This is a genomic window from Klebsiella variicola, from assembly GCF_000828055.2.
GTDB classification, from domain to species: Bacteria; Pseudomonadota; Gammaproteobacteria; order Enterobacterales; family Enterobacteriaceae; genus Klebsiella; species Klebsiella variicola.
In genome coordinates this window covers 862,799-885,584 of record NZ_CP010523.2, presented here as the reverse complement: position 1 = coordinate 885,584, position 22,786 = coordinate 862,799, and the positions used below count along the sequence as shown (strand labels likewise).

Here is a 22,786-nt window from a genome sequence, read left to right as displayed (position 1 = left end):
AAAAAGTGAAGCCAATCACAAAGAAACCGCTTTTTATTAACGTTCACGCCGCTGCAGATGCTCACGCAGCCAGCTGCCGGCCGCCCCCGGCGGCGCTTTCTTATTCCACAGCAGATCGACCGAAATCGCCCGCGGCCAGCCGGGAATATCAAGCGCCACCAGCCCGCCCTGCGGCGCAAACTCCGCCACCAGCGCACAGGGCAGAATGCACCAGCCGAATCCCTGCACTGCCATGCTGAGCAGCAGCAGGTAGTTTGGCGCCGACCAGACCTGACCTGCGGCAGGTTCGGTGGCGCTGGCCAGAAAGGTGCTCAACCGCAGCTCACGCCAGCTGCGCAGCTCATCCCAGACGACCTTGCCCTGCGCCGCCAGCGGATGGTCAGGCGCCACGTAAATGCCCATCGCCGTCTGCAGCGGCAGGCGGGTGCTGCCGATGTCGGTCGGGTAGCGATCTCTGGCCTCAATCAGCCCCACCTGGGCGCGGGCTTTTTGCAGGAGATCGATCACATCCTCGTCTTCGCCAATCAAACACTCAAACTCGGTATGGGGAAAGCGGCGGTCAAACTGCACCAGCAGATCTTCCAGCACGTCCGGGTGCAGGGTGTCCGAGAGCACGAAGGTCAGTCGCGGTTCCGTCTCACCGGCGAGCGACACCGCCAGCTCATCCAACCGCTCGCTGGCGGCGAGGATCGCTTTGACGTAGCTCAGCACCTGCTCCCCCTGCGGCGTCAGCGTCGGCTGCCGCGTTGCCCTGTCAAAGAGGGTCACGCCGAGATCGGCCTCCAGGTTGGCGATAGCGGTACTGATCGTCGACTGGCTTTTACGCAGGCGACGGGCGGCAGCGGAAAACGATCCGCAGTCAACCGCCTCCACAAAGGCGGTTAACGCTTCCGGGGAATAACGCATAATCTATCTACTTTATCGATGGTTTCTATCTTTTGTTTATCATATTTTTCCATAAAATGCCGGGTAATTTCCTGTTCAGGCTAAAACTGGAGGTCGCTCGCCATGCAACAGATCCCTCATCAGCGCAAGACGCTTACGGAACGCGTTATCCACGCCATCACCTTCGAAGGACTGGCGACGCTGATCCTCGCCCCTACCGCCGCCTGGCTGATGCAGCGCTCGGTCGTGGAGATGGGCGGGCTGAGTATTCTGCTCGCCACCCTGGCGATGGTATGGAACATCATCTATAACGCGATGTTCGATCGCCTGTGGCCGGTCTCCCGCTTTCCCCGCCAACTGAAAGTGCGTGCGCTGCACGCGCTGGGCTTTGAGACCGGATTCATCATCATTGGCGTCACCATGGTGGCGATCGTGCTGGGCGTATCGCTCTTGCAGGCGTTTATGCTGGAGATCGGCTTCATGCTCTTCTTCCTGCCCTACACCATGGCGTTTAACTGGGCATGGGACACCCTACGCGAGCGCGTTATCCGCCGCCGCCGCCCACGCCAGCCGGCGCGCGGGTAGTACCCCGGGCGGATCCTCCACGATCCGCCGCGACTTTATCACCAAAAACTATCGCAACAGACGAACCATAAATATGGTAAATTGCACTCCTTTTTTTTGGTTTACCGGTTGATAAAGTCGCATAATGTCTAAAATTTGGTCTAAAGAAGAAACTCTATGGAGTTTTGCCTTATATGGCACTGCAGTAGGCGCTGGGACGCTATTTCTACCGATCCAGCTGGGTTCGGCTGGCGCCATTGTCCTGTTCATCACCGCGCTGGTCGCCTGGCCGCTCACCTACTGGCCTCACAAAGCGCTGAGCCAGTTTATTCTCTCGGCCAATATCGCGCCGGGAACCGGGATCACCGGCGCAGTCAATCACTACTATGGTAAGAAAATCGGCAACCTGATCACCGGCCTCTATTTCCTCGCCTTCTTCGTCGTGGTGCTCATCTATGCCGTGGCCATCACCAACTCGCTGGCCGAGCAGGTGGCGCATCGTACGCCGGTGACCCCCACGCTGCGCGCGCTGCTGAGCCTGGGCGTTGTGCTGGTCCTCAACCTGATCTTCCTCATGGGTCGGCAGGTCACCATCAAGGTGATGGGCTTTCTGGTCTTCCCGCTTATCGCCTGCTTCCTGTTTCTCTCCCTCTATTTAATCCGCGACTGGCATCCTGAGCACCTCACCAGCCAGATGCAGTTCAGCACGCACACGCTCCATCAGATCTGGATCTCCATTCCCGTGATGGTTTTCGCTTTTAGCCATACGCCGATCATTTCTACTTTTGCTATCGACCAGCAGGAGAAACATGGCGACCTGGCCATGGGTAAATGCAAAAAAATCATGAAGGTGGCCTACACCATCATCTGCGCCAGCGTGCTGTTTTTCGTCTTCAGCTGTCTGCTGGCGATCCCGGCGACCTATATTGAAAGCGCCCGCGATCAGGGGGTGACCATCCTTTCCGCCCTGTCGATGGTGCCGGGCGCGCCCGGCTGGCTGGCGGTAACCGGCATCATCGTTGCCGTGGTCGCCATGTCGAAATCCTTCCTTGGCACCTACTTCGGGGTGATTGAAGGCGCCAGTGAAATCGTCAAGAGTTCGCTGGGGCTGGTCGGGGTGCGTAAGAGCCGCGCCTTCAACCGGGCGATGTCGATCCTGCTGGTCTCCGCCTTCACCTTTGCGGTGTGCTTTATCAACCCGAATGCCATTTCGATGATCTACGCCATCAGCGGGCCGCTTATCGCCATGATCCTGTTTATCATGCCCACGCTGTCCACCTGGCTTATTCCGGCGCTTAAACCGTACCGCTCGGTGGGTAACGCCATTACGCTGGTGGTCGGCCTGCTCTGCGTTTCAGTGATGTTCTTTGGCTAATCGCCTCTGGCGGCAGCGGCTTACCTGAGCCGCTGCCGCACATTCTGACAACATTCTCGCCCTTCCCTTTCCCCTGAGCGGATTACACTTACGGCTTAGCCACCGTAAGGAGAGTTCGTATGTCCAGTGTCACCTTATCCGGTCGCGGCACGCTCGGCGATCGCCAGGTTTATCGGTTGGGTTATGGCGCGATGCAGCTGGCCGGCCCCGGCGTCTTCGGCCCGCCGAAAGATCCCGAGGAGGCGGTGCGCGTCCTGCAGGCTGCCGTCGAGGCCGGGGTAAACCATATCGATACCTCTGATTTTTACGGTCCGCATGTGACCAATCAATTGATCCGCAAAGCGCTCCATCCCTATCCTGACGACCTGTGTATTGTCACCAAGGTTAGCGCCCGCCGCGACGAGAAGGGCAACTGGCTGCCGGCCATGTCGCCTGCCGAACTGACCCAGGCCGTCGAGGATAATTTGCGTAACCTGGGGCTCGACGTGCTGGAGGTGGTGAACCTGCGCAGTATGCTCAGCCCTCACGGCCCGGTGGAAGGCTCGCTGGAGGCGCCGCTCACTACCCTGCTGGAGCTCAAAGCGCGGGGATTGATCCGCCATATCGGCCTCAGCAACGTGACGGCAAAACAGGTCGCGGATGCGCAGAAAATGACGCCCATCGTCTGCGTGCAAAACCTCTATAACATTGCCCATCGCGCCGACGACGCGCTGGTCGATGCGCTCGCCGCGCAGCACATCGCGTGGGTGCCCTTCTTCCCGTTGGGTGGTTTTACGCCACTCCAGGCGCAAGAGCTGAACGAGGTCGCAGCCTCGCTTGAGGCGACGCCGATGCAGGTCGCCCTGGCCTGGCTGCTTCAGCGTTCACCGAATATTCTGCTGATCCCCGGCACGTCATCCCGCACGCATCTGGCGGAAAATATTGCCGCCGCGCAGCTGGTCCTGCCGGCAGACGCCCTGCGCATCCTCGATAATATCGCCACCCGCGCACGCCCCTGACCCATGGGGAGAAATGGGGGGAACGACAGCTATCCTTAATATTTGCCTGGAAAAACCTCAACACTGCTGGCACTATAGATCTTACAAATGGGGTGTGATCGACGATCGTTTTCTCATTATCCCCGTTAATCAAACTACTGTTTTTATCCTTCGACCGGTCTCCAGCATGGAGGCCGTTGTCGTTTTTGTCATGACCAAAATTTGAAACTCTTGATTACAGGAAACACAATATCGAATTCCAAGTTTATACATATCAATCTGGCTGCAAAGATAGTCAATAACATCAAACGCTCATAAAAACATCTGATTAACCCAATCAGAATGTTGCTATTGCTATAAGAAAAATCAAACGCCTCACGACAACTATTTACAAGGGAAGCACATGACAGAGGGAACGATAAAGACCAGTAAGTATGAAATTATTGCTATTTTCAGAGAGGAGTTGCGCAAACGTACTGAAATTGAAATATTTTTTAACAACACGAGTATCGTAACCCAACTGACACGTGTGGATTTTGCCGAGTTCCATATTCAGACTCACCGCAAAATCCCGCCGGGGCATAAAATTCGCTTTCTCCTGCATAGTGATTCAGGGAAAATAGAGTTTAATGCACCCCTGACAAAACATGACAATAGCGGTGTGGATAAAGGTATCCGCTACGCCTTTTCTTTGCCTGAATGTCTGCAGGTCGTACAGCGCCGCCGCGATCCCCGTTTTCGTTTACGCCACGAACATGATTTTTATTGCCGCGGTCGCCATAAAAATGGCGAAAACTATCTTTTCGACATCAAAGACATTTCAGATGGCGGTTGCGCATTGATGACCAGGACGCCGAACCTGAAATTTCTCAGCCATAACGCCTTACTGAAAAATGCTGTACTGATGCTCGCGGAATATGGTGAGATCACCATTGACCTGGTGGTAAAGAATGTCATTGTTATCACCCTTGATGACGCCAATGAAGAGAGTGAAAGCTACTATCAGATATCCTGCCAGTTTAAGTTCCGCCATCTCGATGACCAGCGCAGAATAGAGAAGATACTGCTGGACCTGATCTTAGAAGCCAAGCGCAAAAAGAGAATCTGATACCCTTGGACAGTATATTGCTGTACACCAATGATAATCTCATTGGTCACTCAATCTATCACTACCTTATTGATAGCCATGAAAATATCACCCGTCTTGGTTATGGCGACGTTATCCATGAGAAACATCTACCACTGGCTCAGACAGTTATTTTCAATTTAATTAATAAGGATATTTCTGCCATCAGAATCGTCGACCTGCTGAACGCGCTTCGCCTTTCTCTGCAGCGCTGCCAACAGCCGGTACTGGTGGTGAAAAGCGACATTGTCGCCCTGTGCAGAGAGTTGATAACTATTGATAATGCCATGATTATTAGCGAAAAATCGCCATTATCTCTTTTTTCCTCTATCGTCAAGCGCGCAGAGGGCGCCAGCGAACTGCCACCGCGAAGGTTGCGCAAACAGCTGTCGCCACGAGAGTGCCAGATCCTCGAACTGCTGATTGCCAACAATAATAACAAGCGTATTGCCGCCCTGCTCGGCATTGCTCATAAAACGGTTCACAGCCATCGTATCCATATCATGCAAAAGCTGGGCATTGATAATTCCCGCGCGATGAACCAGCGTATTGCCGCACTCCATCAATGTTAAATTATGCTCCAGTAAATCAACAGCGGATAAAGCGTACTTATTCGCTGTTGATTTACATTTCCTGCCATTCCCATTAACCATCAGGTAGCCTATAATTAGTGTATCCTCTGCCTATTGTCTGACTAACCTCGTGATGAGGGATAATGAACACTAAAATAACCGAAGACAACATTTTATCTCGTAATGATATCGCTGTACGCTACGTCTTTCAGAAAATGTTTTCCCCACAAGGTACCTTAGTCGCGGTTGAATGCCTGAGCCGCTTCGATAATCTTACCGTCTCTCCTGAGTATTTTTTTCGTCATGCTACCGCGGCGGTTCGTGAGCGTATTTTTCTCGAGCAACTGGCATTGATTGAAAAACATAAAGATTGGTTTTTACGCAACAACATTTCCGCCACCATTAACGTCGATGACCATATCCTGAATCTGCTGCGTCATAAGGAAATAAAAGATAAAATTGCCGCACTCGCCTGCGTCCATTTCGAAGTGACCGAAAACGCCGAGAACCTTCTCAATAATTCCCTGGCCGCCTGGCAAAACCCGCAAGATACCTCGCTGTGGCTCGATGACTTCGGCTCAGGCTATGCGGGGATTAACGCCATCAGAGGGTATCATTTTGACTATGTCAAAATTGATAAAGATTTTTTCTGGCATCTGATGCGCAAAGAGTCAGGCCGCCAGTTAATGGATGCCCTGGTGACCTTTTTATCCCGCAATCATCACAACGTGATTATTGAGGGGGTGGAAAGCGAAGACCATAAAAAATGGTTGCAGGGAATGGAATGGTTTGCCATTCAGGGCCATTACTGGCAGGAAGTCAGTATTGAACAACTGGTTGCTGACGATATTACCCGATAAAAAAAGCCGGGGATTCTCCGGCTTTTTTGCATTGCTTAATTATAAACTAATTCCCACGTTGCCCAACTGGTAATCGGCCCACTGGTGGCGCTTTTTGGCGTTGGCGAAACGTAGCCCACGTAATAGGTGAACAGCCCACCGCTGACCGCGTTTTCCTGCAAATGCACCTGATTTTGCTGCGGGTCCGCCGGGACAATTTTATTACTTTTATCCAGCGTATTATTATCATTGGTCGACAGTGCCAGATAAATATTCTGCGCCCCATCTGGCAAGGTATTGGCCAGATAGCCCGCATTCTCATTCCCGACCGCCGTCAGTAAAAAACCGTCGATCCAGCGAACGCTGACCCGTCGCACTTCGTCCTGCGAGGCGGCCCCACCGTCATGGCGCAACTGGCAGTTTGACAGCGCCAGGGTAAAAGACTGCGGCTTCATAAACGCCCCGGCCCCGCGATCGTGTACTTCCGCCAGACTGACCGGCGCCAGCCAGACGTTGCCATTGCCGGCATGCTGACCGCCATTCAGCGCGACGCTGCAGGAGATATCCGTCACCCGCCCGGCAAATTCGACCCGTCCGCGGTCATAATTAGTCTCGAAACCCCACGCCGAGGGGGCGGCGAGGCTGCCGCAGAATAGCAGCCACGCGATAGTGTGTTTCGGCAATCCCTTCATTCCCCCTCCCGTATTAATCGTACGTCAGGTTAAAGATCATATGCGACTCCACCTCGCCGGTGCTGGTCGTCGGGCCATACTGATAAAAGCGCGCGTGCAGCGGTATGGTGATGTAGCGAGTCTCCTGATTGTTCAAGCGACCAACGGTGTATTTCTTATTAAACTGCAGCGGCGATCCATCCTTCAGCACCTGAATACCGACGCCTTTCGCCATGCCGCTGCCGGCCTTTTCATTGAGCAACGCGCCCATGGTCGCCGTCGTGCTGGTAGCCAGCGTTCCGGAGAATGACGTGCTGATATTGGCATACCCGGTTTCACTCAGGCCGCCGCTGCACTGCAGGTCGATATTGAAATCTTTCCCGCCCGCGGTAGTGCCCACCCCTTTCAGGTCACTGCGCCGGATGGAACCGACATCGACATTCATATTCTTCCCGCTCATCACCGTACAGGAGGGCGAAACCACGGTGATGGCGTTGGCGCTCAGATAGGTTTCGAGGATCGGGTTGCCGCCGCTCTCCCAGTCATAGGAGGTGTATTTTCCCGTCGCCAGGGTGCCGCTGCCGGTGGTTGCCGCAGTTTTGATTATCTCCAGGGTAAAGCGCGATCCCTCCAGCGAATAGTTGGTGGTACTCGATACCCGAGACGAAAAGACGTCGGGATAGACGATATTGACCGTCGCGCCGCCGCGGCTGAAACGCATGCCGATACCCGGCACGTTGGTGGAATAGATTTTATTCCCGAGGTCAGTGGCCCCTGGCGCAACAATCTTCGCCGCGAAGCGGTTGGTGCCGGAGGTACAGCGATAGCTCGCGCCGCCGGGGGCGCTCATCGTCCAGTCGCGGGTGAGGATCACCGACCCCACCGGCAGATCCGGAGGCACCACCACCCTGCCCACCACCATGTCCAGCATCACCGTTGGCGAAGAAAGGCGCGTACAGACGGCCCAGGACGAGGTGGTTCCCAGCGCCATTAAGACGATAAAAAGCGTTAGTAATTTCCTCAGCGACATACGCTATCCTTTGTTGTTTGCGGTCCCAGATCCACCGAACACTGCCCGCCGCTCCACTTCACAATCGCGCGTTTGGCATTCGCATCGCTGATAAACATCATGCTGCCCTGGCCGACAACGCCGATCTCCTTACCATCAGGAGAGAAAATACTCGCCGCAAACGGCAGCGGCTCATGGTTCGCCTGGCGCACCTGCAGCGTGAGGTTGTTCTGCACCGTGGTGCCGAACGCCACCTTAACCACGCTGCCTTCCCACGGCACAACCTGCGCCACGGTGCGATCGAAGGCGACATCGTCAAGGCTACCTTTCGGGTCGATCTCGACGGCGTTAATCCGGTACGGGCGCAGATACGGCAGGATGGCGTAACCATTGCTGTCCACACGGGTGCCCGGCGACCCCGGGAGCATGGCGCCGGCAGCATCTTTGGCTTCAATCAGCGCCATCGTCGAGCCGCTTTCGGGCGAGAGCACCACGCCGCCGCTATGGGCGATCATCGTCCCGCTGGCGCCCAGGCCGCTCTGACGATAGCCTTCGCCCTGGCTGTAGCTGCCGTTGAGCGTGGTCCATGGCGTACGGTAGCTGCCGTTGAGCGCCACGTCGTGCTGGCCGCCGGTGGCCGTGGTGGTCGACACGCCGTAGTTAAGGTTGTTTTCACTGTCCAGCGAACCGTTGATGCCAATCTGCGAGCTGGCAAAGCGCGAGTTGTTGAACGAGGTGTTCGACGTCAGGTTGGCGGTGCGGTTATCGCCAAACCACAGCGGGTAGCTGAAGTTAAGTGAAATGCGATCGTCGCGGCGATGACCGGAGCTGTCTGGCGTGTAAACGCGCTGCGCGCTCGCCGACCAGGAGAGACGACCAAATGAGTTGTTGTAGCTGACCTGATACTGCTTCTCGGTCCCGGAGCGGTTCCAGTAGTCGGAGACGCGACCGCTCAGATAAAACCCGCCCCAGCCGTCCGGCAGGTTCTGGTTCACGGTGAAGGTCATGCCGTTTTTCTGCCGCCACAGGGTGTAGTTGCTGCGGCTGTTTTTTTCCTGATCGACGGCATACAGCGCGTCGTTGAGGTTGTAATAGCCTTTCGTCGAGTAGCGATACGCCGCCAGCACGATGCTGGTCTGGGTATCGGTAAACATGCGGTTAAAGGTGGCGCGATAGCTCTGCCCCGAATCATCATGGGTATCACTCTTCAGCCGCGAATGGGTCACGTCAAAGGAGAGCGCGCCGATGCCGGTGTTCATCCCGGTCCCCACCAGGAAGGCCTGATAGTCGTCGAAACCCGTGACCCCGGTATAGCCGGTCAGCAGGTTGTTGATACCGTGCTGCCAGGTGGCCTGATAGAGCATCGGCTTGTTACGCAGAGAACTGTCGTCCACTTTACCGGCGGAGAGCGCGTAGCGGGTCATTCCCGGGCGCAACAGCTGGGCGACGGAAGCGTAAGGCACGCTAAACACTTCCACCGAGCCATCCGCCTCTTTCACCGAGACCTCAAGGTCGCTGCCATAGCCGGAAGGATAGACATCCTGCAGGGTAAACGGCCCGGGCGGAACGGTGGTCTGATAGATAATGTTGCTGCCCTGGCGCACGGTGACGAGGGCGTTGCTCTGCGCCACGCCGCGAATTTCCGGGGCATACGAGCGCATGCCGTCCGGGAACATGTTGTCATCGGTGGAAAGGTTGACCCCACGCAGACCGATGGTGTCGAAAAATTCACCATTGGTAAAAATCTGCCCGCCGCTGACGATGGAGTTGAGCTGCGGAATGGGGCGCTGGAGATAGGTCTGGTTGCTGTTCCAGTGCGCTTTACCCTGCTGCTGCTGCCAGTTCAGGTTGCCGATGTGCTTCAGCAGCCAGCCGTCCCACGACAGGCCGGCGTTGACGCCAAGATAGGCGCTGCTGTTATCCGAGCCGCCGACCGAAGAGGTGTGGCTGTTCCAGGCGTTGGCCATCCAGCCCAGATTGAGCGCAGTAATGCCTTTGTCCCAGAACTCCGGGCTGACATAGTTTTTCAGACGTTGATCTTCATAGATCTGCGGCACCGAAATGTTCAACCGCAGGGAGGACTGGACCAGGTTGTCTTTGACGTTTTCTTCGTTACGCCAGGATTTGAGGCTACCGCAGTATCCCTCCTGTTCGCTGAGCTTTGGGTTAAGCTTTTCCGCCGCGATGCCGTACTGCGTCAGCATCGCTTTGGTGTAGCAAACGCCAAGGTTACCGTCTTTGTCGCGCGCGATGCGCAGGTCGTAGCGCCCTTTCCACTCGTCGTTGGTGTAGACGTCAAGGGAGTAAGTGCCTTCGGTAATCGCGCTGGTCGAAAAGCGTGACAGGTCGACCTTCTCGCGGCTACCGACAATAAAGCCGTCGTTAAATTGATATACCGTTCCCGGGTTTTCCTGTCCGCTGGAAAATGGCGGAAAGCAGCACAGCGCGATGGCTATCGCGGTGCTTAATCTTCCCGGGCAGAATGACCTCTGCTTCATTAGCTTTTCCCTTATTTAACGGCCACTTTCACTGCGACATCGGCGCCATAGTCATTAATGTTGTTAACGGTCAGGGTTTCGCCGCGGTTGACGGCGGAGGAGAGTGCTACCGTCTGGCTGGACTGCGGCGCCAGCATCACGGTTTTGCTGTTCAGGGCTTTACCGCCGTCGCGGGAAATACGGCTGACGGTAATGTAGAACGGCGTCGGGTTATTGATGGCGAGACTGCTGCCGTTGGCAGTCAGCGTCAGCTTCTCGGCCGCCGCATCGCGGTTGCCCAGTCCGGCAGGGCGGTAAATAAATTTAAAGCGGGAACGGATCGCCAGCTGCAGCACGTTCTGGCCTTCATTTTTCTGATTGGCCACTACCGGTGGAATTTCCAGCAGATTCAGCCACCACAGTGTCTCTTTATCTTTCGCCAGACCGGCGCTTCTGCCGAGCTTAATACGCAGCGTCTGGCCACTTTTGGCGTCAACGCGCGAGATCGGCGGGGTGATAATAAACGGGGTGGTAATGGTATCCGGTGTGGCATCGGCATCGCCATTATCCAGCCAGGCCTGCGCCAGTGCCGGACGGTCGGCGTTATTTGAAAGCTGTACCGTTATTTCTTTTTCATTTCCTGGATAAATAAAGCGGGTACCGTTAACAATAATGTTGTTGGCATGGGCCGCAAAACTAAAAATGAAACAGAAAAAAAGGGCAATACGCTTCATGCTGACCTCAGAATAAAAATACAAGCGGCGGACATCGCCGCTTTATTATTGTTATTAACTGCCCCGGAGCGGGGCAGTTTTATTTTCTGGCGGAATTACTGATAGGTAATTTCGTAAGTCGCGTAGCTGTTGACCACACCGGTAGTTACTGTGGTCGGTGCGCTGGTCGCATAACCAACGTAGTAGGTGAAGCGCGCGCCATCGGCTACAGCAGCAGCATCGCCTTTTGCTTTCGGCTGAGTGCTGTCACCCGGGATGATTTTGTTGGTCAGCGCGGTGGCGTTGTCAGTAGACAGCACCAGCTGGATGTTCTGGGCACCGGAAGCTTCGGTGTTCGCCAGGTAACCCTGCTGTTTGCTGGTTGCGCCAGCCAGCAGGTTACCGCCGGTCCAGTTCACGCCCAGTTTGGTTACGTCATCCTGTTTGGTGCCGTCAGCAGCCTGGCAGTTAGAGACGTCAATGGTGAAAGATTTCGGTTTCAGATAAGTATCCGCTGCTGCCGCTTTAACTTCAGTCAGGGTTACCGGAGACAGGTAAACGTTCGCATCGCTGCCCTGGCCGTTAACAGAAACAGTACAGGATACATCGGTAACTTTACCGAAGAAATTAACCTGGCCGCCGCCAACATTGGTATCAGCTGCATGGGCAGCAGTCATGCCAAAAAACGCGGTTGCCATTGCTGCAGAGAGAAGAACCTTTTTCATTGCCATTTCCTTGTCAGAGTGAATTACGAATCAATGAGCACACTGTGAATTCGCATAGAACCAGAAACATCAGGCGATGCTGATTTATGCCACTGCTAATAGAATCTTCGACTGACCGGGAGCCGCAATATTTAAGGCGTCAGGTAACGAACTTAAAAATATCAGTTCGCTGGTGCTATCGGCGTCAAAGAATGCTATTTATTCGCCGACAAATATACATTTGTTCACGTTTCATTAAGTTATATAACAGATAACCATCAACTATTAATAAACAGTCATTGATAGATGAAAACGAGAGGGTGGTTGTTTACAGCGCAGCAAGCCTAACGCCAGTGCGAGAGAAAGTGACCGCAACAGCATGCAGAAAAAGCCCTCGGAAGGCCATCGCGATAAGTCTGAATCTGCCTTTGCGGTGGTGAAAACAGCACCAAACCATTCATACAACGAATGATGAAAGCATGAATGAGGCGCATTCCTCTCCCTGAACAAGGGCAGCCCATGTGATATCCCCTTCCAGAAACAAATCATTAATCCATTGTTTTTAAATTAAAAAATAGATAAACGATCATATTTCCGCCATCAAACCGCCATAAAAATGTGATCTAAATCGCACTTTTTGCAACGCGCGTTATAGTTAGCAGGCTTATTATAAGTCCATCGAAAGCAAACACGCTTTCCACCATAAAAGTTAAAAGGACAAACACCATGAAAAACGTAAAATTACTCGCCGCTGCCGGTATGCTCTCCCTGGTTTCTTTTGCTAGCTTCGCGCATCCGGTGAGCGTGACAGCAGATACCCTGGACAGCGCAGAAGCGAAAATCGCGACCATTGCGAAAGAACAAGGCGCTTCCTACCACATCACCGAAGCGTACACCGGCAACCAGGTCCATATGACCGCCGAGCTGTCTAAATAAGCGAATGGTTGCAGAGGGAGCTGCCGGACAGGCCGCCTGCGGGTGGCTGGTCTGGCTCCCGCCGCCCACCCCGCACGCAGCAATGTCGAGCCCCGTTATGGGGCTTTTTTCGTTTTTGCTCCCACCGCCTGGCGCGCCAGCGCGCGCTGGATGGACAGCACGCTCGCCAGCACCACGATCAACCCCACCAGCGCCATCCCCTGGATCTTTTGTCCAAGGAAAATCCATCCCAGCACCACGGCGGTCACCGGGCTCAGCAGACTCATCGCCGACACCGCCACCGGCGAGAGGCGGCCAATCCCCCGGAACCACAGGCCATAGGCCAGCATGGCGCCCGCGACGCACAGCCACAGATAGCCTGCGACCTGCAGCGCTGTCACCTGATGCAGAGGGGGGTCAACGATCAGCGCCACCGGGGCCAGCACCACTCCCCCAATCGCCAGCTGCCAGCCGGTCAACGCGACAATCGGCAAGGAGAGCGCCCAGCGGCGGGAGAGCCAGGTGCCCAGCGCCATACTGATCGCGCCGAGAAACGCCGCGCCGATCCCCAGCGGGTCGAGGACGGTGTGCGGCGACAGCAGCAGCATGGCCATACCGAGTATACCGGCGATGGCGGAGAACACCGCCAGCCAGGGCGAGCGCTGCCGATCAACGCACCAGGCGAGGAGCATCACCAGCAGCGGCTGGATCGCGCCAATCACCGCCGCCAGTCCACCGGGTAAGCGATAGGCAGCGATAAACAGCAGCGCCTGGAAAGCGCCGATATTTAAAATGCCGGTAACGATAAGCTTTGCCCACTCGCCGCGCTGCGGGAAACGACGGCTCCAGATCAGCAGGGCGATGCCTGCCGGCAACACCCTCAGCAGCGCAGCGATAAATGGCCGATCGGGAGGAAGGAACTGGGAGGTGACGATATAGGTCGTCCCCCAGATAGCGGGCGCCAGCGCGGTGAGCAGTAAGTCGATCATCAGACTACGTGAGAGAAAAGCCATGATTTTATCTTCACTTCAAGCTAAATTGGTGACTGAAGTATGTACCGACAAGTATCTTGATATCAAGACAAGTGAGCACTGATGGACAAATCACCCGCGATCGACGCCGTGGATCGCATTCTCGCCCAGTGGCAGCGGGAGCGACCGGATCTGGACTGCAGCCCAATGGGACCGATAGGCCGCCTGAAACGATGCGCCATGCTGCTGGAGCCGCAGGTGGAAGTGGCCTTTACGCGCCACGATCTGGTGCGCTGGGAGTTTGATATGCTGGCGACGCTGCGCCGCGCCGGCCCCCCTTTCACTCTTTCGCCGACCCAGCTCTTCTCCACGCTGATGATCACCTCCGGCACCATGACTCATCGCCTGAAGGCGCTGGAGAAACGCGGATTTATTACCCGCCTGCCGAACCCGGAGGATGCCCGCAGTATGCTGGTCGCCCTGACCCCTGTCGGGCGTGAGCGGATCGATGAGGCGGTGGAAACGCATGTCGATAATGAACGGCAGCTGCTGGCAGGACTCAGTGACAGCGAACGCCTGCAACTGGATCAGGCGCTACGGGTATTGATGCACCTGCTGGAAAGTCGTTAACAGCCGGCGGCGATAAAGTCGCCGTTGGCGCTGATCGGCACCACGGTGAAAAACAACCCGGCGGCAAAGAGGATCAGCACCAGCCCGCCGAGGATCTTCACCAGCGGCACCAGCCAGGGCCGCGGACGACTCCCCACCGTCAGCCTGTTGACCGCCCGGTGGCGGGCATAGTGCACCGTCAGTGACAGCGCGAGGATCGAAAGTCCGGTACCCAGCGCCATGGTCATCACCGCGGCGATGCCCCAGCTGACAATCCCCAGCGCGTTGGCGAACAGCAAGATCATGATTGCTCCGCTGCAGGGGCGGGCGCCGATGGCCAGCACCACGCCAAGGCGTGTTTTCCAGTCGGCGCCGTGCAGGTTGTGCCCCACGCCGTGGTGCCCGCAGCCGCACGAGGCATCATGCTGATGCACCGGCGTCATGGCGCGAATCACTCTCTTGCCCGGCCCCAGGTTCTGCAGCGCGCGAAAGATAATGTAAATTCCAAAGGCGCCGATGGTCAGGGCGCTGATCTTCTCAACGTACCAGCGGCTGGCGCTGAGATCGCCGGCGGCCAGATTCAGTCCTACCGCGAGAATAAAGACAAAGAGGATGGCGCTGACGCCCTGCAACAGGCTGCCGAGAAAGGGCACCACCCGCGCCGCCGTCAGGCTCTCCGGGTTGGTGCTCAGGTAAGTCGTGACGATAAACTTGCCGTGACCCGGCCCGATGGCGTGCAGCACGCCGTAGAGAAAGGCGCCCACTAACAGCCAGACGCCGCCGCTGTACTGGTGGTTATTCAGCAGCAGAAGGTACATCACCAGATAGCGATGCAGGGTAATTTGGGTGGCGAGGCACCACTGGAGAAAATCGCCCCAGTGGCTGTGCAACATGATGCCGGCCACCAGCAGAAGGAGCCCGCCGCTCCCGGCCGCCAGCAGGCGCCAGTCGCGCTGCGCAATCGGAGTATTCATCATTATGCCATTGCGTAAAGAGTTTATCTCACCGGGCGGCGAACCGTCTGCCTGCCCTGTCGGCCAGGGGAAGCGGTATGCCCCCTGACAGATAGAGATAACATTAGCCTGGGCTGGCGTCGACAGGCAAAGCGGGGTTAGTTATTGTTGACCACGATGATGACCCGGCTTTTCATCTCCCCGGTACGTATATTCTCGCCATACTTCATTGGCTTGATATTAAGGGTAATTGGGTTTTTGCCGTGCACGGCTTCCTGAGGCGTTTCGTACAGGTAGCCATTGTCATACTGGATATCCGCCCCGCTGGCATCCTGAATATGGAACCCGACCTCACCGGCGCCGGTGGCAGATAATTCCTCATCGTTGGCTAACACCTGGCCGTTTTTCAGTCCCGATGCGCTCCTGAACGAGTACTCAATCTTGCCCGGCGTCAGTTCCAGTACACCGGACTCTCCCTGGCGGCAGTCGATATAGATCACCTCCGGGCGGTACGCTACGGTTCCCTGTTTAATATCGATGAAATTATATTCACCCATGTTGATTTCCGTCGTCGGATTCTCAAAACCACAGGTCATCACGTTGATTTGCAAAATGATATGATAAATATAGGTAATGGGGATATCGGTGCACTCTTTATCCTTATTCTGACAATATCTTAGATTGAGTTTATAACTTACCGTAAAGGGCTGACCGGGGGTGATCACCGGCCTGCCTGCGACCTCTCCCTTACTGATGGCATAGCTAATCGAGGCGGTATCATTAAAAATGTCAGACAATTTATAGTGAATTTTTTCGGTCAAATCGGTGCCGGAAATATTATGCGGCGACAGGTCGAATTTAATTTTATATTTTTCGTGGCCCACCAGGAAATTATACTCGGTGCTGTGCTGCGCTTCTCCTGTCAGGGTAATCACGACGTTCTGTAATGACTGACAAACAAACAGCCAGTCATCATTGGTAAAGGTGCCTTCGCGTAACGCCAGAGTACCGGAGAGGGTGACGGGTTTGAAAATATAGGTACCGTACCCCTCAATCCCTTTCTGAATATGACTGGTGTTCAGGTCGCAGTTCCCCGCCCAGGCGCCAAAGGTACTGAAGGTGAATAGCAGAAACAGTAGCCATCTCATCGTAATATTCCTTTACCGGCAGACATAGGTCTGCTCTTCATCAATGGTTTGTTTAAAGGTGATCGTGCAGTACTGATTATTTGCTTTATCAACAGCCACTTTCAGCGTCGACGGAACAGTATCCGTGCGGATGTATAATAAGCTGCCCTGGCCCACGACCCCGACGTTTTGCCCCCGGTTATCCTCGATTTCATAACCAAACGGCAGCGGCTCACCCGCGGCTTGTCGGGCATGAATCAACCACGGCTTACGCTGGTCGGTATCAAAGTGGCTGACCACCACAGCCCCCCGATACGGAGCCACCATTTTCCGGTTGCCTTTCAGTTCCGTCGTACTGTGGGAATCCGACACATCCAGCATCAGGGCGTTTTCACGGAACGGCGTGAGGTTGTCGTAGAGCACGATCCCTTTCCCGTTGGTGGTGCGGTATTTCTGACCATTGACATAAGCCCCCTCCAGCCCCGGCGCCTGCAAAATCGCGAAGGTGTCTGATAACCGATTCGCCAGGTTCACGCCCCCGGACCAGAGCACCATGCCCCCGGACAGGCTTCCGCTGGCCTGGGTGTAGTTTGACGACTGGCTGTAACTTCCGCTCAGTGTGGCCAGCGGGGCATTCCAGGTAAGGTTGGCCCCGGCAGCGGTTTCATTATTTTGCTGCTGATGACTGAGATTAACGCCGTAGCTGAACTGATCGCGCGAGCCGGCAATGCCGTTCAGTCCGGTGTTATTGGAGGCAAAGCCACTGTTATCGAAGGTGGTGGAGTTAGACAGATTCAACCGACGGCGCGGCGCGGTCAGGTCGTCCCCCCAACTGAACGGAATGGAGAAATAAAGATTAAATCGCTTATCCTGGTGATGATATTCGTCATAGGTTTGGCTAGCCGATAGCGTATAGGTCAGCCGCTGCCAGGTATTCGAGTAGCCGAGCTGATAATCTTTATTGCTGCCGCTTTTTCCCCAGTAGTCGCGCCACAGGGCGCTCAGGGAAATCGCGCCATAGCCCGCCGGAAGCGCCTGACTCAAACTGGCCGACAAGGAATTTTTCCTGCCGAAATCATATTGATAATAATCGGCAATATCGTAGACATCATTTTCGTCGCGGTGATAGTGGGTTCTGTTCTTCGCCCACACGTGATCGTTAAAGGTGCGGTAATCGCGGCTGGAATAGCGGTAGGCCGCGAGGCCAAAACGGGTCTGGGTTGGGGTGAGGAATTTACTGTAAGCCACCTGATAGCTTTGTCCATCATAGGTGCCGTTATCCTGCTCGCTGTGCGACTGGGTGGCATCGACGGAAATAGCGCCGAGCCAGGTATTCCAGCCCGTCCCGAGGGTAAAAGCCGAATAGTGATTCGACAGCATCGAACCACCATACAGCGTCAGCAGATTGTTCAGACCATACTGATAGGTCCCCTGGATAAAATCAGCCTGCCGATCGGCCCCCTCAATATGGCTGCGTCCGGCAGCAAGATCGTATTTCGAGACGCCTGCCTGCAGCATATTGGGAACGGAAGAAAAGGGAACCAGATAGCTGGTGACCGTCCCGTCTGCTTCTCTGATGCTCACGTCAAGATCGGCCCCGCCGCCGGCCATCTGTAAATCAGCGATGGCAAAGGGACCGGGCGGCACCTCTTTCTGATAAATGACAAAGCCATTTTGCTCAATGGTGACCAGGGCATTGCTTTGCGCAATCCCCTGGACGATCGGCGTAAAGTTGCGTCTGGAGTTGGGCAACATCTGCATATCGCGATATAAGCGCACCCCGCGAAAGCGCACAGTGTCGAATATATCGCCTGATGTGTACATATCGCCAGCGCGCAGCGTACTCTCTATCTCGCCGAAGCCTCGCTCCAGATAAAGGGTGTTACTTTTCCACTCACCGGCGCCAGAATCATTATTGTTATAGCTGGCGTCAGAGTGCAGTTGCCATCCCAGGAGATTTAAACCGCTGGTAAAACGGGCAAAGGTACTCTTGTTATTCCCGGCGCTTTTATAATCGCTGTAATACTGACTGGCATAATAGGACGTATAGAAGGCGTTGACCCCGCGGTCCCAGCTTTCCGGGGAAGCATAGCCCGCCTCCAGCTCATTAACAAACGCCTGCGGGACAGTGAGCTCGAGGGTCAGGGTGGAGATATCAAAATGATATTTCCCCCCCTGCACAGCCTCGCGTAGCGTGATGCATTGCGCCAGATCCTTTTTGTCCAGCCTCTCGGCTTTAATACCGAGCTGCTGCAGCTGGGAGTGTGACAAGCAGCTTTCCCCTGGCTGCTCCTTCACTGTCAGGTCATATTTCCCACGCCACTTGTTATTGACATACACATCCAGGTTATATTCACCCGCAATCGGTGCGTCATCTGTAAACTGATAGTGACTGTCTTTAACCCCTTTCATCCCGCCGAACATAAAGTTGGTATCAAAGGTCTCTTCTGCCGCCAGGGCTTCAGCAAATAATGATGCAATAATTGCCAGGGCCAGTGATGTCATCCTTAACATAACCACCTCTTTTTATTTTACGCTGATGCTATCACTAATATAATTTCCATAATCATCAATAAGAGTTATTTTGTACTGTCTGGCAACGCTGCCGCTGAGGGTGATCATTTGCTGTGAAAATGGCGCCAGCATAATGGCTTTACTGTTTCCTTTCACATTATTCACTTTAATTTCAGGGATCGTTATCCAGTTTGCGCTGTTATTTTTAAGCAGTACATTTTTACCTTTTTGCTGCAGGTCTAAATGATGAAAACTGGCCTGCGTAACGCCAGCGACACCTTCCGGGCGATAAAACAACTTAATTCGATTTTGGATCGCAAATTTCACCACATTTTTACCATCATTCACGCTGGCATTGGGTGGGATATCGAGGACATTCAGATAAAATAAACTTTCCTGATTTTGCGGTAACGTATTGGATAATGCTTTTATTTTAAGCTGCTGACCGGTATTGGCTCTGACGCGCACCACCGGCGGTGAAATAAGAAAAGGTACGCGGATATTTTCCGGGGCAATGGAAGTATTACCGTCGTCGATCCACGCCTGTACCAGGGCGCCGCGATCGCCGCGATTCATTAACTGCACCATCACCTCATTTTTACCGGCCGGATAAATAACGCGCGTCCCATAGATCACAATACCCGCCTGCGCGGGGATAATGAAAAAGGTCAGTAGCAGCAGAATGAATCCTTTCATCTCTTTCACTCCATGTAAACAGAGACCCGGCGAACGCCCTGCGTCTCGCCGGGTGACAGCATCACTCGGTTACCACGGTCAGCGTAAGGGTTGACTCAACATCGCCCTGGGTGACTGCGTTACCTGCGGCCACCACCGCATACTGTGCTGAAAAATCAATGGTATATACACCGTTTTCATCAGGATCCCCATTAAGAGGAATCAGCGAGTTGGCGTTTAGTTCGGCGTCATTCGCTGTCACCACAAAGCCGACGCCGGATGCGCCACCCGCTACGGTATTTTTCGTAATGTTCGGGTAAGTGGTATCAAACTGGTTACGTGCCAGGCTGATTTTCGGCTCAGCACCGGTACATTTTAATTTTAATGGCACCGTGGTGCTGTTTTTAATGCCGGTATAGGTGGCGCCGGCATTAAGACCAGCAAGACTTTCCTGCCCGACCTGGTTCATCGTAATAGTGGTAGAGTTGTTGCCATCAAGAAACTGACACGTGGTTCCCACAACGCGTCCGGTGATAATAACTTCACCCTGGTCAGTATCCGCAAAAGCACCGGCACTCATAAATACGGTGGACAGGACTGCTGCAGCAACAGTTAAACGCTTCATAATATAGTTCCTTTTATTTGTTTATCCATTTGGCTTATGAGATGAGAAAAAACTCATGCGTTAAATATTGCACGCAACTTAATCATTCACAACAGACGTATTTAATTCACTTGACTAATATCAAGCCAAATAATTCATTATATCTACGACTCATCCAAAAGTTATGTTGCTTATATCGCATTAAAACACAATAAAAACATAGACATCAGAAACGACGGATTCATTTAATAAAAAACAACGTTATCGCTGGAAGCGATGCATTTTGTGCTATCCTCACTTAAGCTATATGATAATTTTATAATTACCTGCTAATTATTTATTGTGTTTATAAAAACAGAAGGCCATCTCCATGAAAAGAGGCTTACTTGCCCTGGTCTGCGTCGCGCTGCTGGCGCCATCGTTTTCGGCGCAGGCGACCTGGCGTGGCGACAAACGCCAGGACGCCCGCGATATCCGACAGGATAGCCGCGAGCAAGGTCGTGATACCAAGCAGGAATGCGTCCGCAATAACAATCAAAGCAACGCCAGCTGCCGTCACGATAAACGGGAAAACCGCCGCGAAGGTCGCCAGGAAGCACGTGACGAAAAATGGTGAAACTGAGGTTTTGGCGTCTCCAGGACGTCATTCCTCCCGCCGCCGGAGCCTTTAACGCCCCCTCATACTTCAGTTGTCTGGCTGACGTTTGTGGCATGCGCCTTATTCTTAGCATAGCGCAGAATATTCCCGCGCCCCCCTCAGACCGTATCCCGGTCCTCATCATATCCCCCTTTTTTCCAGCCCACTAATATCGCCGCCACTAGCGCTTACCGTGCCTGATACCACTCCACTTCGACCACATGCTTTAGATTAAACTGAATTACTGAAATACAGCGTAAAGTGCCCTCATACAGACAATGGCTATTATCCCCAGGCTTTTTGCAGTATGGTTTAATCACTGTTGTAGTTTTGCAGTGAATGCTATCCAGACGATGCAGAGTTGTATTCTGTCTGAGAAATTTCTCATGCTATTCCCGAAGGTTGTTGGCGCGGGAGGTTGGTTTGCTGGCGCAATGATGTCCAGCAGGCAGGCAATAAATCATGACGGCATTGATGGCCGCCTTGCCGCGGCCGGAAGCCCGCGCCTTCATCATCATGCGGGCATCATCAAGAGGATCAGGGATGTACAGGACGTGGAAACCACCAGGAAAGCGACGCCACTTCAACCCGCTAACCCTTTCTTTACCCTTCAGCTTGCGGCGCCTTATCGGTGGCGATGGAGATAGCCTATGATACCGCACGCTCACTCAGCGATAGCATTCAGATTTTGCCTTCACCAGGTGAAACGCTTTCGTATGAGATTAAAACGTTATCAGCACGCCGTTTCAAAATAAAAAGGCAGTCGAATTTAACAATGACCTGACGCAGGCCTGGAAAGAGAAAAATATGCCTGCAATAAAAGGGAAAACCATGACGAATAACGCCGATATAAAAAAAAGGAACTTCCTGACTCAGAATGAGATCGAGTCTTTACTTAAAGCCGCCGATACCGGTCTCTATGCCGCACGGAATTATTGCCTGACATTACTGTGCTTCATTCACGGTCTGCGAGCCAGCGAGATCTGCCGTCTACGAATATCGGATATCGACCTTGCTGCCCGCTGCGTTTACATCCATCGACTCAAAAAGGGGTTTTCAACTACCCATCCGTTGCTGGAGAAAGAGATCCACGCCCTAAAGCGATGGCTGGCCATTCGCAGCAGCTGGCCGCAGGCAGCCAGCGAATGGCTGTTTCTCTCCCGCAAAGGTAATCCCCTTTCTCGCCAGCAGTTTTATCAGATTATCGCCTCATCAGGGGATCTGGCGGGATTACCGCTGGAGATCCACCCACACATGCTGCGTCACTCCTGTGGCTTTGCGCTGGCCAATATGGGGATCGATACCCGTTTGATCCAGGATTACCTTGGGCATCGCAATATCCGCCATACCGTCTGGTATACCGCCAGCAACGCGGGACGTTTCTATGGCATCTGGGACAATACGCGCGACAAACAGCGATCGTCTTTGATCCAATAACCTTGACGCCAAGGATGGCGTTGTCCCGCAACCTGCTCGCAAATTATAACATTTATTATCATTAACCCTGCGTTAATTATGATTACTGTTCCCGCAAGTTCTTATTTATTCCTGCCAGCTCCGCGTCAATTTAACCCTGCGTTCATTCTGGATTTGACCGAATTATTTATTGCTCGAGTAAAATTTCCGCACCGTTTTTTTAATGACAACGTGCGCCAGAAAAAAATCCTTTTATTTTATGCACCTGGCGATAACATCTGGAGAGGCTATTGAGACAACGATTAAAATCTTTAAAATTAAGAATTATCGCCCGGCGATATTTTTAGTATCAGTCAATGTAATGTGCTATCTATTCGTGGTTAATCAACTTCACCCTACAACGTTTTAGCATTACGCATTCTTTTCGTCATGGCGTAAGGTTTCGCCGTGACG

23 protein-coding genes are annotated in these 22,786 nt (G+C 53.8%); 10 read left to right on the top strand and 13 right to left on the bottom strand.

The genetic code is table 11. The features are described from left to right. Window positions 1-36: 36 nt before the first annotated feature. Window positions 37-906, bottom strand: coding sequence for a LysR family transcriptional regulator (locus SP68_RS04240; RefSeq protein ID WP_008806358.1), 870 nt, complete (start codon window positions 904-906; stop codon window positions 37-39). Window positions 907-1,008: 102 nt separating this feature from the next. On the opposite strand from SP68_RS04240, the gene SP68_RS04235 reads away from it, so the two are divergent. The 6 genes from SP68_RS04235 to mrkJ all read left to right on the top strand — a co-directional run bounded on the left by SP68_RS04235 (window position 1,009) and on the right by mrkJ (window position 6,359). Next, complete coding sequence (locus SP68_RS04235) at window positions 1,009-1,470, top strand: multidrug/biocide efflux PACE transporter (RefSeq protein ID WP_008806359.1); 462 nt, start codon at window positions 1,009-1,011, stop codon at window positions 1,468-1,470. Window positions 1,471-1,594: 124 nt separating this feature from the next. Then, window positions 1,595-2,824, top strand: a complete 1,230-nt coding sequence (locus SP68_RS04230; protein WP_008806360.1) for an amino acid permease — start codon at window positions 1,595-1,597, stop codon at window positions 2,822-2,824. Window positions 2,825-2,943: 119 nt separating this feature from the next. Next, complete coding sequence (locus tag SP68_RS04225) at window positions 2,944-3,822, top strand: aldo/keto reductase family oxidoreductase (protein WP_012967270.1); 879 nt, start codon at window positions 2,944-2,946, stop codon at window positions 3,820-3,822. 382 nt (window positions 3,823-4,204) lie between these two features. After that, entirely contained in the window at window positions 4,205-4,909 is a 705-nt protein-coding gene (mrkH, locus tag SP68_RS04220; protein ID WP_008806362.1) for a transcriptional activator MrkH, read from the top strand. 5 nt (window positions 4,910-4,914) lie between these two features. After that, window positions 4,915-5,499, top strand: a complete 585-nt coding sequence (gene mrkI, locus SP68_RS04215; RefSeq protein ID WP_008806363.1) for a transcriptional regulator MrkI — start codon at window positions 4,915-4,917, stop codon at window positions 5,497-5,499. 143 nt (window positions 5,500-5,642) lie between these two features. Next, window positions 5,643-6,359, top strand: a complete 717-nt coding sequence (mrkJ, locus tag SP68_RS04210) for a cyclic-di-GMP phosphodiesterase MrkJ (protein ID WP_022064923.1) — start codon at window positions 5,643-5,645, stop codon at window positions 6,357-6,359. Window positions 6,360-6,394: 35 nt separating this feature from the next. On the opposite strand, the gene mrkF is transcribed toward mrkJ, so the two are convergent. The 5 genes from mrkF to mrkA all read right to left on the bottom strand — a co-directional run bounded on the left by mrkF (window position 6,395) and on the right by mrkA (window position 11,933). Next, a complete protein-coding gene (gene mrkF, locus SP68_RS04205; RefSeq protein ID WP_022064924.1) occupies window positions 6,395-7,030 on the bottom strand; it encodes a type 3 fimbria minor subunit MrkF in 636 nt (211 codons plus the stop codon). Window positions 7,031-7,043: 13 nt separating this feature from the next. Then, window positions 7,044-8,039 (bottom strand): type 3 fimbria adhesin subunit MrkD, encoded by a 996-nt coding sequence (mrkD, locus tag SP68_RS04200; RefSeq protein WP_022064925.1) that lies wholly within the window; start codon window positions 8,037-8,039, stop codon window positions 7,044-7,046. Continuing rightward, window positions 8,030-10,516 (bottom strand): type 3 fimbria usher protein MrkC, encoded by a 2,487-nt coding sequence (gene mrkC, locus SP68_RS04195; RefSeq protein ID WP_008806367.1) that lies wholly within the window; start codon window positions 10,514-10,516, stop codon window positions 8,030-8,032. Before mrkC ends, mrkD begins: the two co-directional genes overlap by 10 nt. Window positions 10,517-10,527: 11 nt before the next feature. Continuing rightward, entirely contained in the window at window positions 10,528-11,229 is a 702-nt protein-coding gene (gene mrkB, locus SP68_RS04190) for a type 3 fimbria chaperone MrkB (protein ID WP_040968850.1), read from the bottom strand. Window positions 11,230-11,324: 95 nt separating this feature from the next. Next, on the bottom strand, window positions 11,325-11,933 hold the full coding sequence (gene mrkA / locus SP68_RS04185; protein ID WP_008806369.1) for a type 3 fimbria major subunit MrkA: 609 nt from the start codon (window positions 11,931-11,933) through the stop codon (window positions 11,325-11,327). Window positions 11,934-12,638: 705 nt separating this feature from the next. Here mrkA and SP68_RS04180 point away from each other — a divergent pair. After that, on the top strand, window positions 12,639-12,848 hold the full coding sequence (locus tag SP68_RS04180; protein WP_002916131.1) for a YdgH/BhsA/McbA family protein: 210 nt from the start codon (window positions 12,639-12,641) through the stop codon (window positions 12,846-12,848). A gap of 95 nt (window positions 12,849-12,943) precedes the next feature. Here SP68_RS04180 and SP68_RS04175 read toward each other — a convergent pair whose 3' ends face one another. Continuing rightward, on the bottom strand, window positions 12,944-13,840 hold the full coding sequence (locus SP68_RS04175; RefSeq protein ID WP_040968851.1) for an EamA family transporter: 897 nt from the start codon (window positions 13,838-13,840) through the stop codon (window positions 12,944-12,946). Window positions 13,841-13,921: 81 nt separating this feature from the next. Here SP68_RS04175 and SP68_RS04170 point away from each other — a divergent pair, with 81 nt between their 5' ends. Continuing rightward, window positions 13,922-14,428 (top strand): MarR family winged helix-turn-helix transcriptional regulator, encoded by a 507-nt coding sequence (locus tag SP68_RS04170; protein WP_012540630.1) that lies wholly within the window; start codon window positions 13,922-13,924, stop codon window positions 14,426-14,428. Here SP68_RS04170 and SP68_RS04165 read toward each other — a convergent pair. The 5 genes from SP68_RS04165 to yehD form a co-directional block, all read right to left on the bottom strand. Further along, window positions 14,425-15,381 carry a nickel/cobalt transporter gene (locus tag SP68_RS04165; protein WP_040968852.1) on the bottom strand — a complete coding sequence of 319 codons (957 nt, stop codon included), beginning with the start codon at window positions 15,379-15,381 and terminating at the stop codon, window positions 14,425-14,427. The genes SP68_RS04170 and SP68_RS04165 overlap by 4 nt on opposite strands. A 137-nt stretch (window positions 15,382-15,518) precedes the next feature. After that, entirely contained in the window at window positions 15,519-16,508 is a 990-nt protein-coding gene (locus tag SP68_RS04160; protein ID WP_012967263.1) for a fimbrial protein, read from the bottom strand. A gap of 12 nt (window positions 16,509-16,520) precedes the next feature. Continuing rightward, on the bottom strand, window positions 16,521-19,001 hold the full coding sequence (locus SP68_RS04155; RefSeq protein WP_012967262.1) for a fimbrial biogenesis outer membrane usher protein: 2,481 nt from the start codon (window positions 18,999-19,001) through the stop codon (window positions 16,521-16,523). Window positions 19,002-19,013: 12 nt separating this feature from the next. Beyond that, window positions 19,014-19,697 carry a fimbria/pilus periplasmic chaperone gene (locus SP68_RS04150; protein ID WP_012540626.1) on the bottom strand — a complete coding sequence of 228 codons (684 nt, stop codon included), beginning with the start codon at window positions 19,695-19,697 and terminating at the stop codon, window positions 19,014-19,016. Window positions 19,698-19,758: 61 nt separating this feature from the next. Continuing rightward, entirely contained in the window at window positions 19,759-20,301 is a 543-nt protein-coding gene (yehD, locus tag SP68_RS04145) for a fimbrial protein YehD (protein WP_040968853.1), read from the bottom strand. A 349-nt stretch (window positions 20,302-20,650) separates the two neighbouring features. On the opposite strand from yehD, the gene SP68_RS04140 reads away from it, so the two are divergent. Beyond that, complete coding sequence (locus SP68_RS04140; protein WP_008806377.1) at window positions 20,651-20,896, top strand: hypothetical protein; 246 nt, start codon at window positions 20,651-20,653, stop codon at window positions 20,894-20,896. Window positions 20,897-21,306: 410 nt separating this feature from the next. Here SP68_RS04140 and SP68_RS28135 read toward each other — a convergent pair whose 3' ends face one another. Beyond that, window positions 21,307-21,504 (bottom strand): hypothetical protein, encoded by a 198-nt coding sequence (locus SP68_RS28135; protein ID WP_153242724.1) that lies wholly within the window; start codon window positions 21,502-21,504, stop codon window positions 21,307-21,309. 244 nt (window positions 21,505-21,748) lie between these two features. Between SP68_RS28135 and fimB the strand changes: the two genes are divergently transcribed. Next, entirely contained in the window at window positions 21,749-22,354 is a 606-nt protein-coding gene (fimB, locus tag SP68_RS04125) for a type 1 fimbria switch DNA invertase FimB (protein ID WP_012967261.1), read from the top strand. Window positions 22,355-22,786: the final 432 nt, after the last annotated feature.

Bases quoted from the DNA above. Each gene is read 5' to 3' on its own strand.
- mrkJ (WP_022064923.1), top strand. From the start codon at position 5,643: ATGAACACTAAAATAACCGAAGACAACATTTTATCTCGTAATGATATC.
- mrkB (WP_040968850.1), bottom strand. From the start codon at position 11,229: ATGAAGCGTATTGCCCTTTTTTTCTGTTTCATTTTTAGTTTTGCGGCC.
- SP68_RS04225 (WP_012967270.1), top strand. From the start codon at position 2,944: ATGTCCAGTGTCACCTTATCCGGTCGCGGCACGCTCGGCGATCGCCAG.
- fimB (WP_012967261.1), top strand. From the start codon at position 21,749: ATGACGAATAACGCCGATATAAAAAAAAGGAACTTCCTGACTCAGAAT.
- SP68_RS04240 (WP_008806358.1), bottom strand. From the start codon at position 906: ATGCGTTATTCCCCGGAAGCGTTAACCGCCTTTGTGGAGGCGGTTGAC.
- SP68_RS04165 (WP_040968852.1), bottom strand. From the start codon at position 15,381: ATGAATACTCCGATTGCGCAGCGCGACTGGCGCCTGCTGGCGGCCGGG.
- SP68_RS04230 (WP_008806360.1), top strand. From the start codon at position 1,595: ATGTCTAAAATTTGGTCTAAAGAAGAAACTCTATGGAGTTTTGCCTTA.
- mrkF (WP_022064924.1), bottom strand. From the start codon at position 7,030: ATGAAGGGATTGCCGAAACACACTATCGCGTGGCTGCTATTCTGCGGC.
- SP68_RS04160 (WP_012967263.1), bottom strand. From the start codon at position 16,508: ATGAGATGGCTACTGTTTCTGCTATTCACCTTCAGTACCTTTGGCGCC.
- SP68_RS04155 (WP_012967262.1), bottom strand. From the start codon at position 19,001: ATGTTAAGGATGACATCACTGGCCCTGGCAATTATTGCATCATTATTT.
- mrkC (WP_008806367.1), bottom strand. From the start codon at position 10,516: ATGAAGCAGAGGTCATTCTGCCCGGGAAGATTAAGCACCGCGATAGCC.
- mrkD (WP_022064925.1), bottom strand. From the start codon at position 8,039: ATGTCGCTGAGGAAATTACTAACGCTTTTTATCGTCTTAATGGCGCTG.
- SP68_RS04170 (WP_012540630.1), top strand. From the start codon at position 13,922: ATGGACAAATCACCCGCGATCGACGCCGTGGATCGCATTCTCGCCCAG.
- SP68_RS04150 (WP_012540626.1), bottom strand. From the start codon at position 19,697: ATGAAAGGATTCATTCTGCTGCTACTGACCTTTTTCATTATCCCCGCG.
- SP68_RS04180 (WP_002916131.1), top strand. From the start codon at position 12,639: ATGAAAAACGTAAAATTACTCGCCGCTGCCGGTATGCTCTCCCTGGTT.
- mrkA (WP_008806369.1), bottom strand. From the start codon at position 11,933: ATGAAAAAGGTTCTTCTCTCTGCAGCAATGGCAACCGCGTTTTTTGGC.
- SP68_RS04140 (WP_008806377.1), top strand. From the start codon at position 20,651: ATGAAAAGAGGCTTACTTGCCCTGGTCTGCGTCGCGCTGCTGGCGCCA.
- SP68_RS04235 (WP_008806359.1), top strand. From the start codon at position 1,009: ATGCAACAGATCCCTCATCAGCGCAAGACGCTTACGGAACGCGTTATC.
- yehD (WP_040968853.1), bottom strand. From the start codon at position 20,301: ATGAAGCGTTTAACTGTTGCTGCAGCAGTCCTGTCCACCGTATTTATG.
- SP68_RS04175 (WP_040968851.1), bottom strand. From the start codon at position 13,840: ATGGCTTTTCTCTCACGTAGTCTGATGATCGACTTACTGCTCACCGCG.
- mrkH (WP_008806362.1), top strand. From the start codon at position 4,205: ATGACAGAGGGAACGATAAAGACCAGTAAGTATGAAATTATTGCTATT.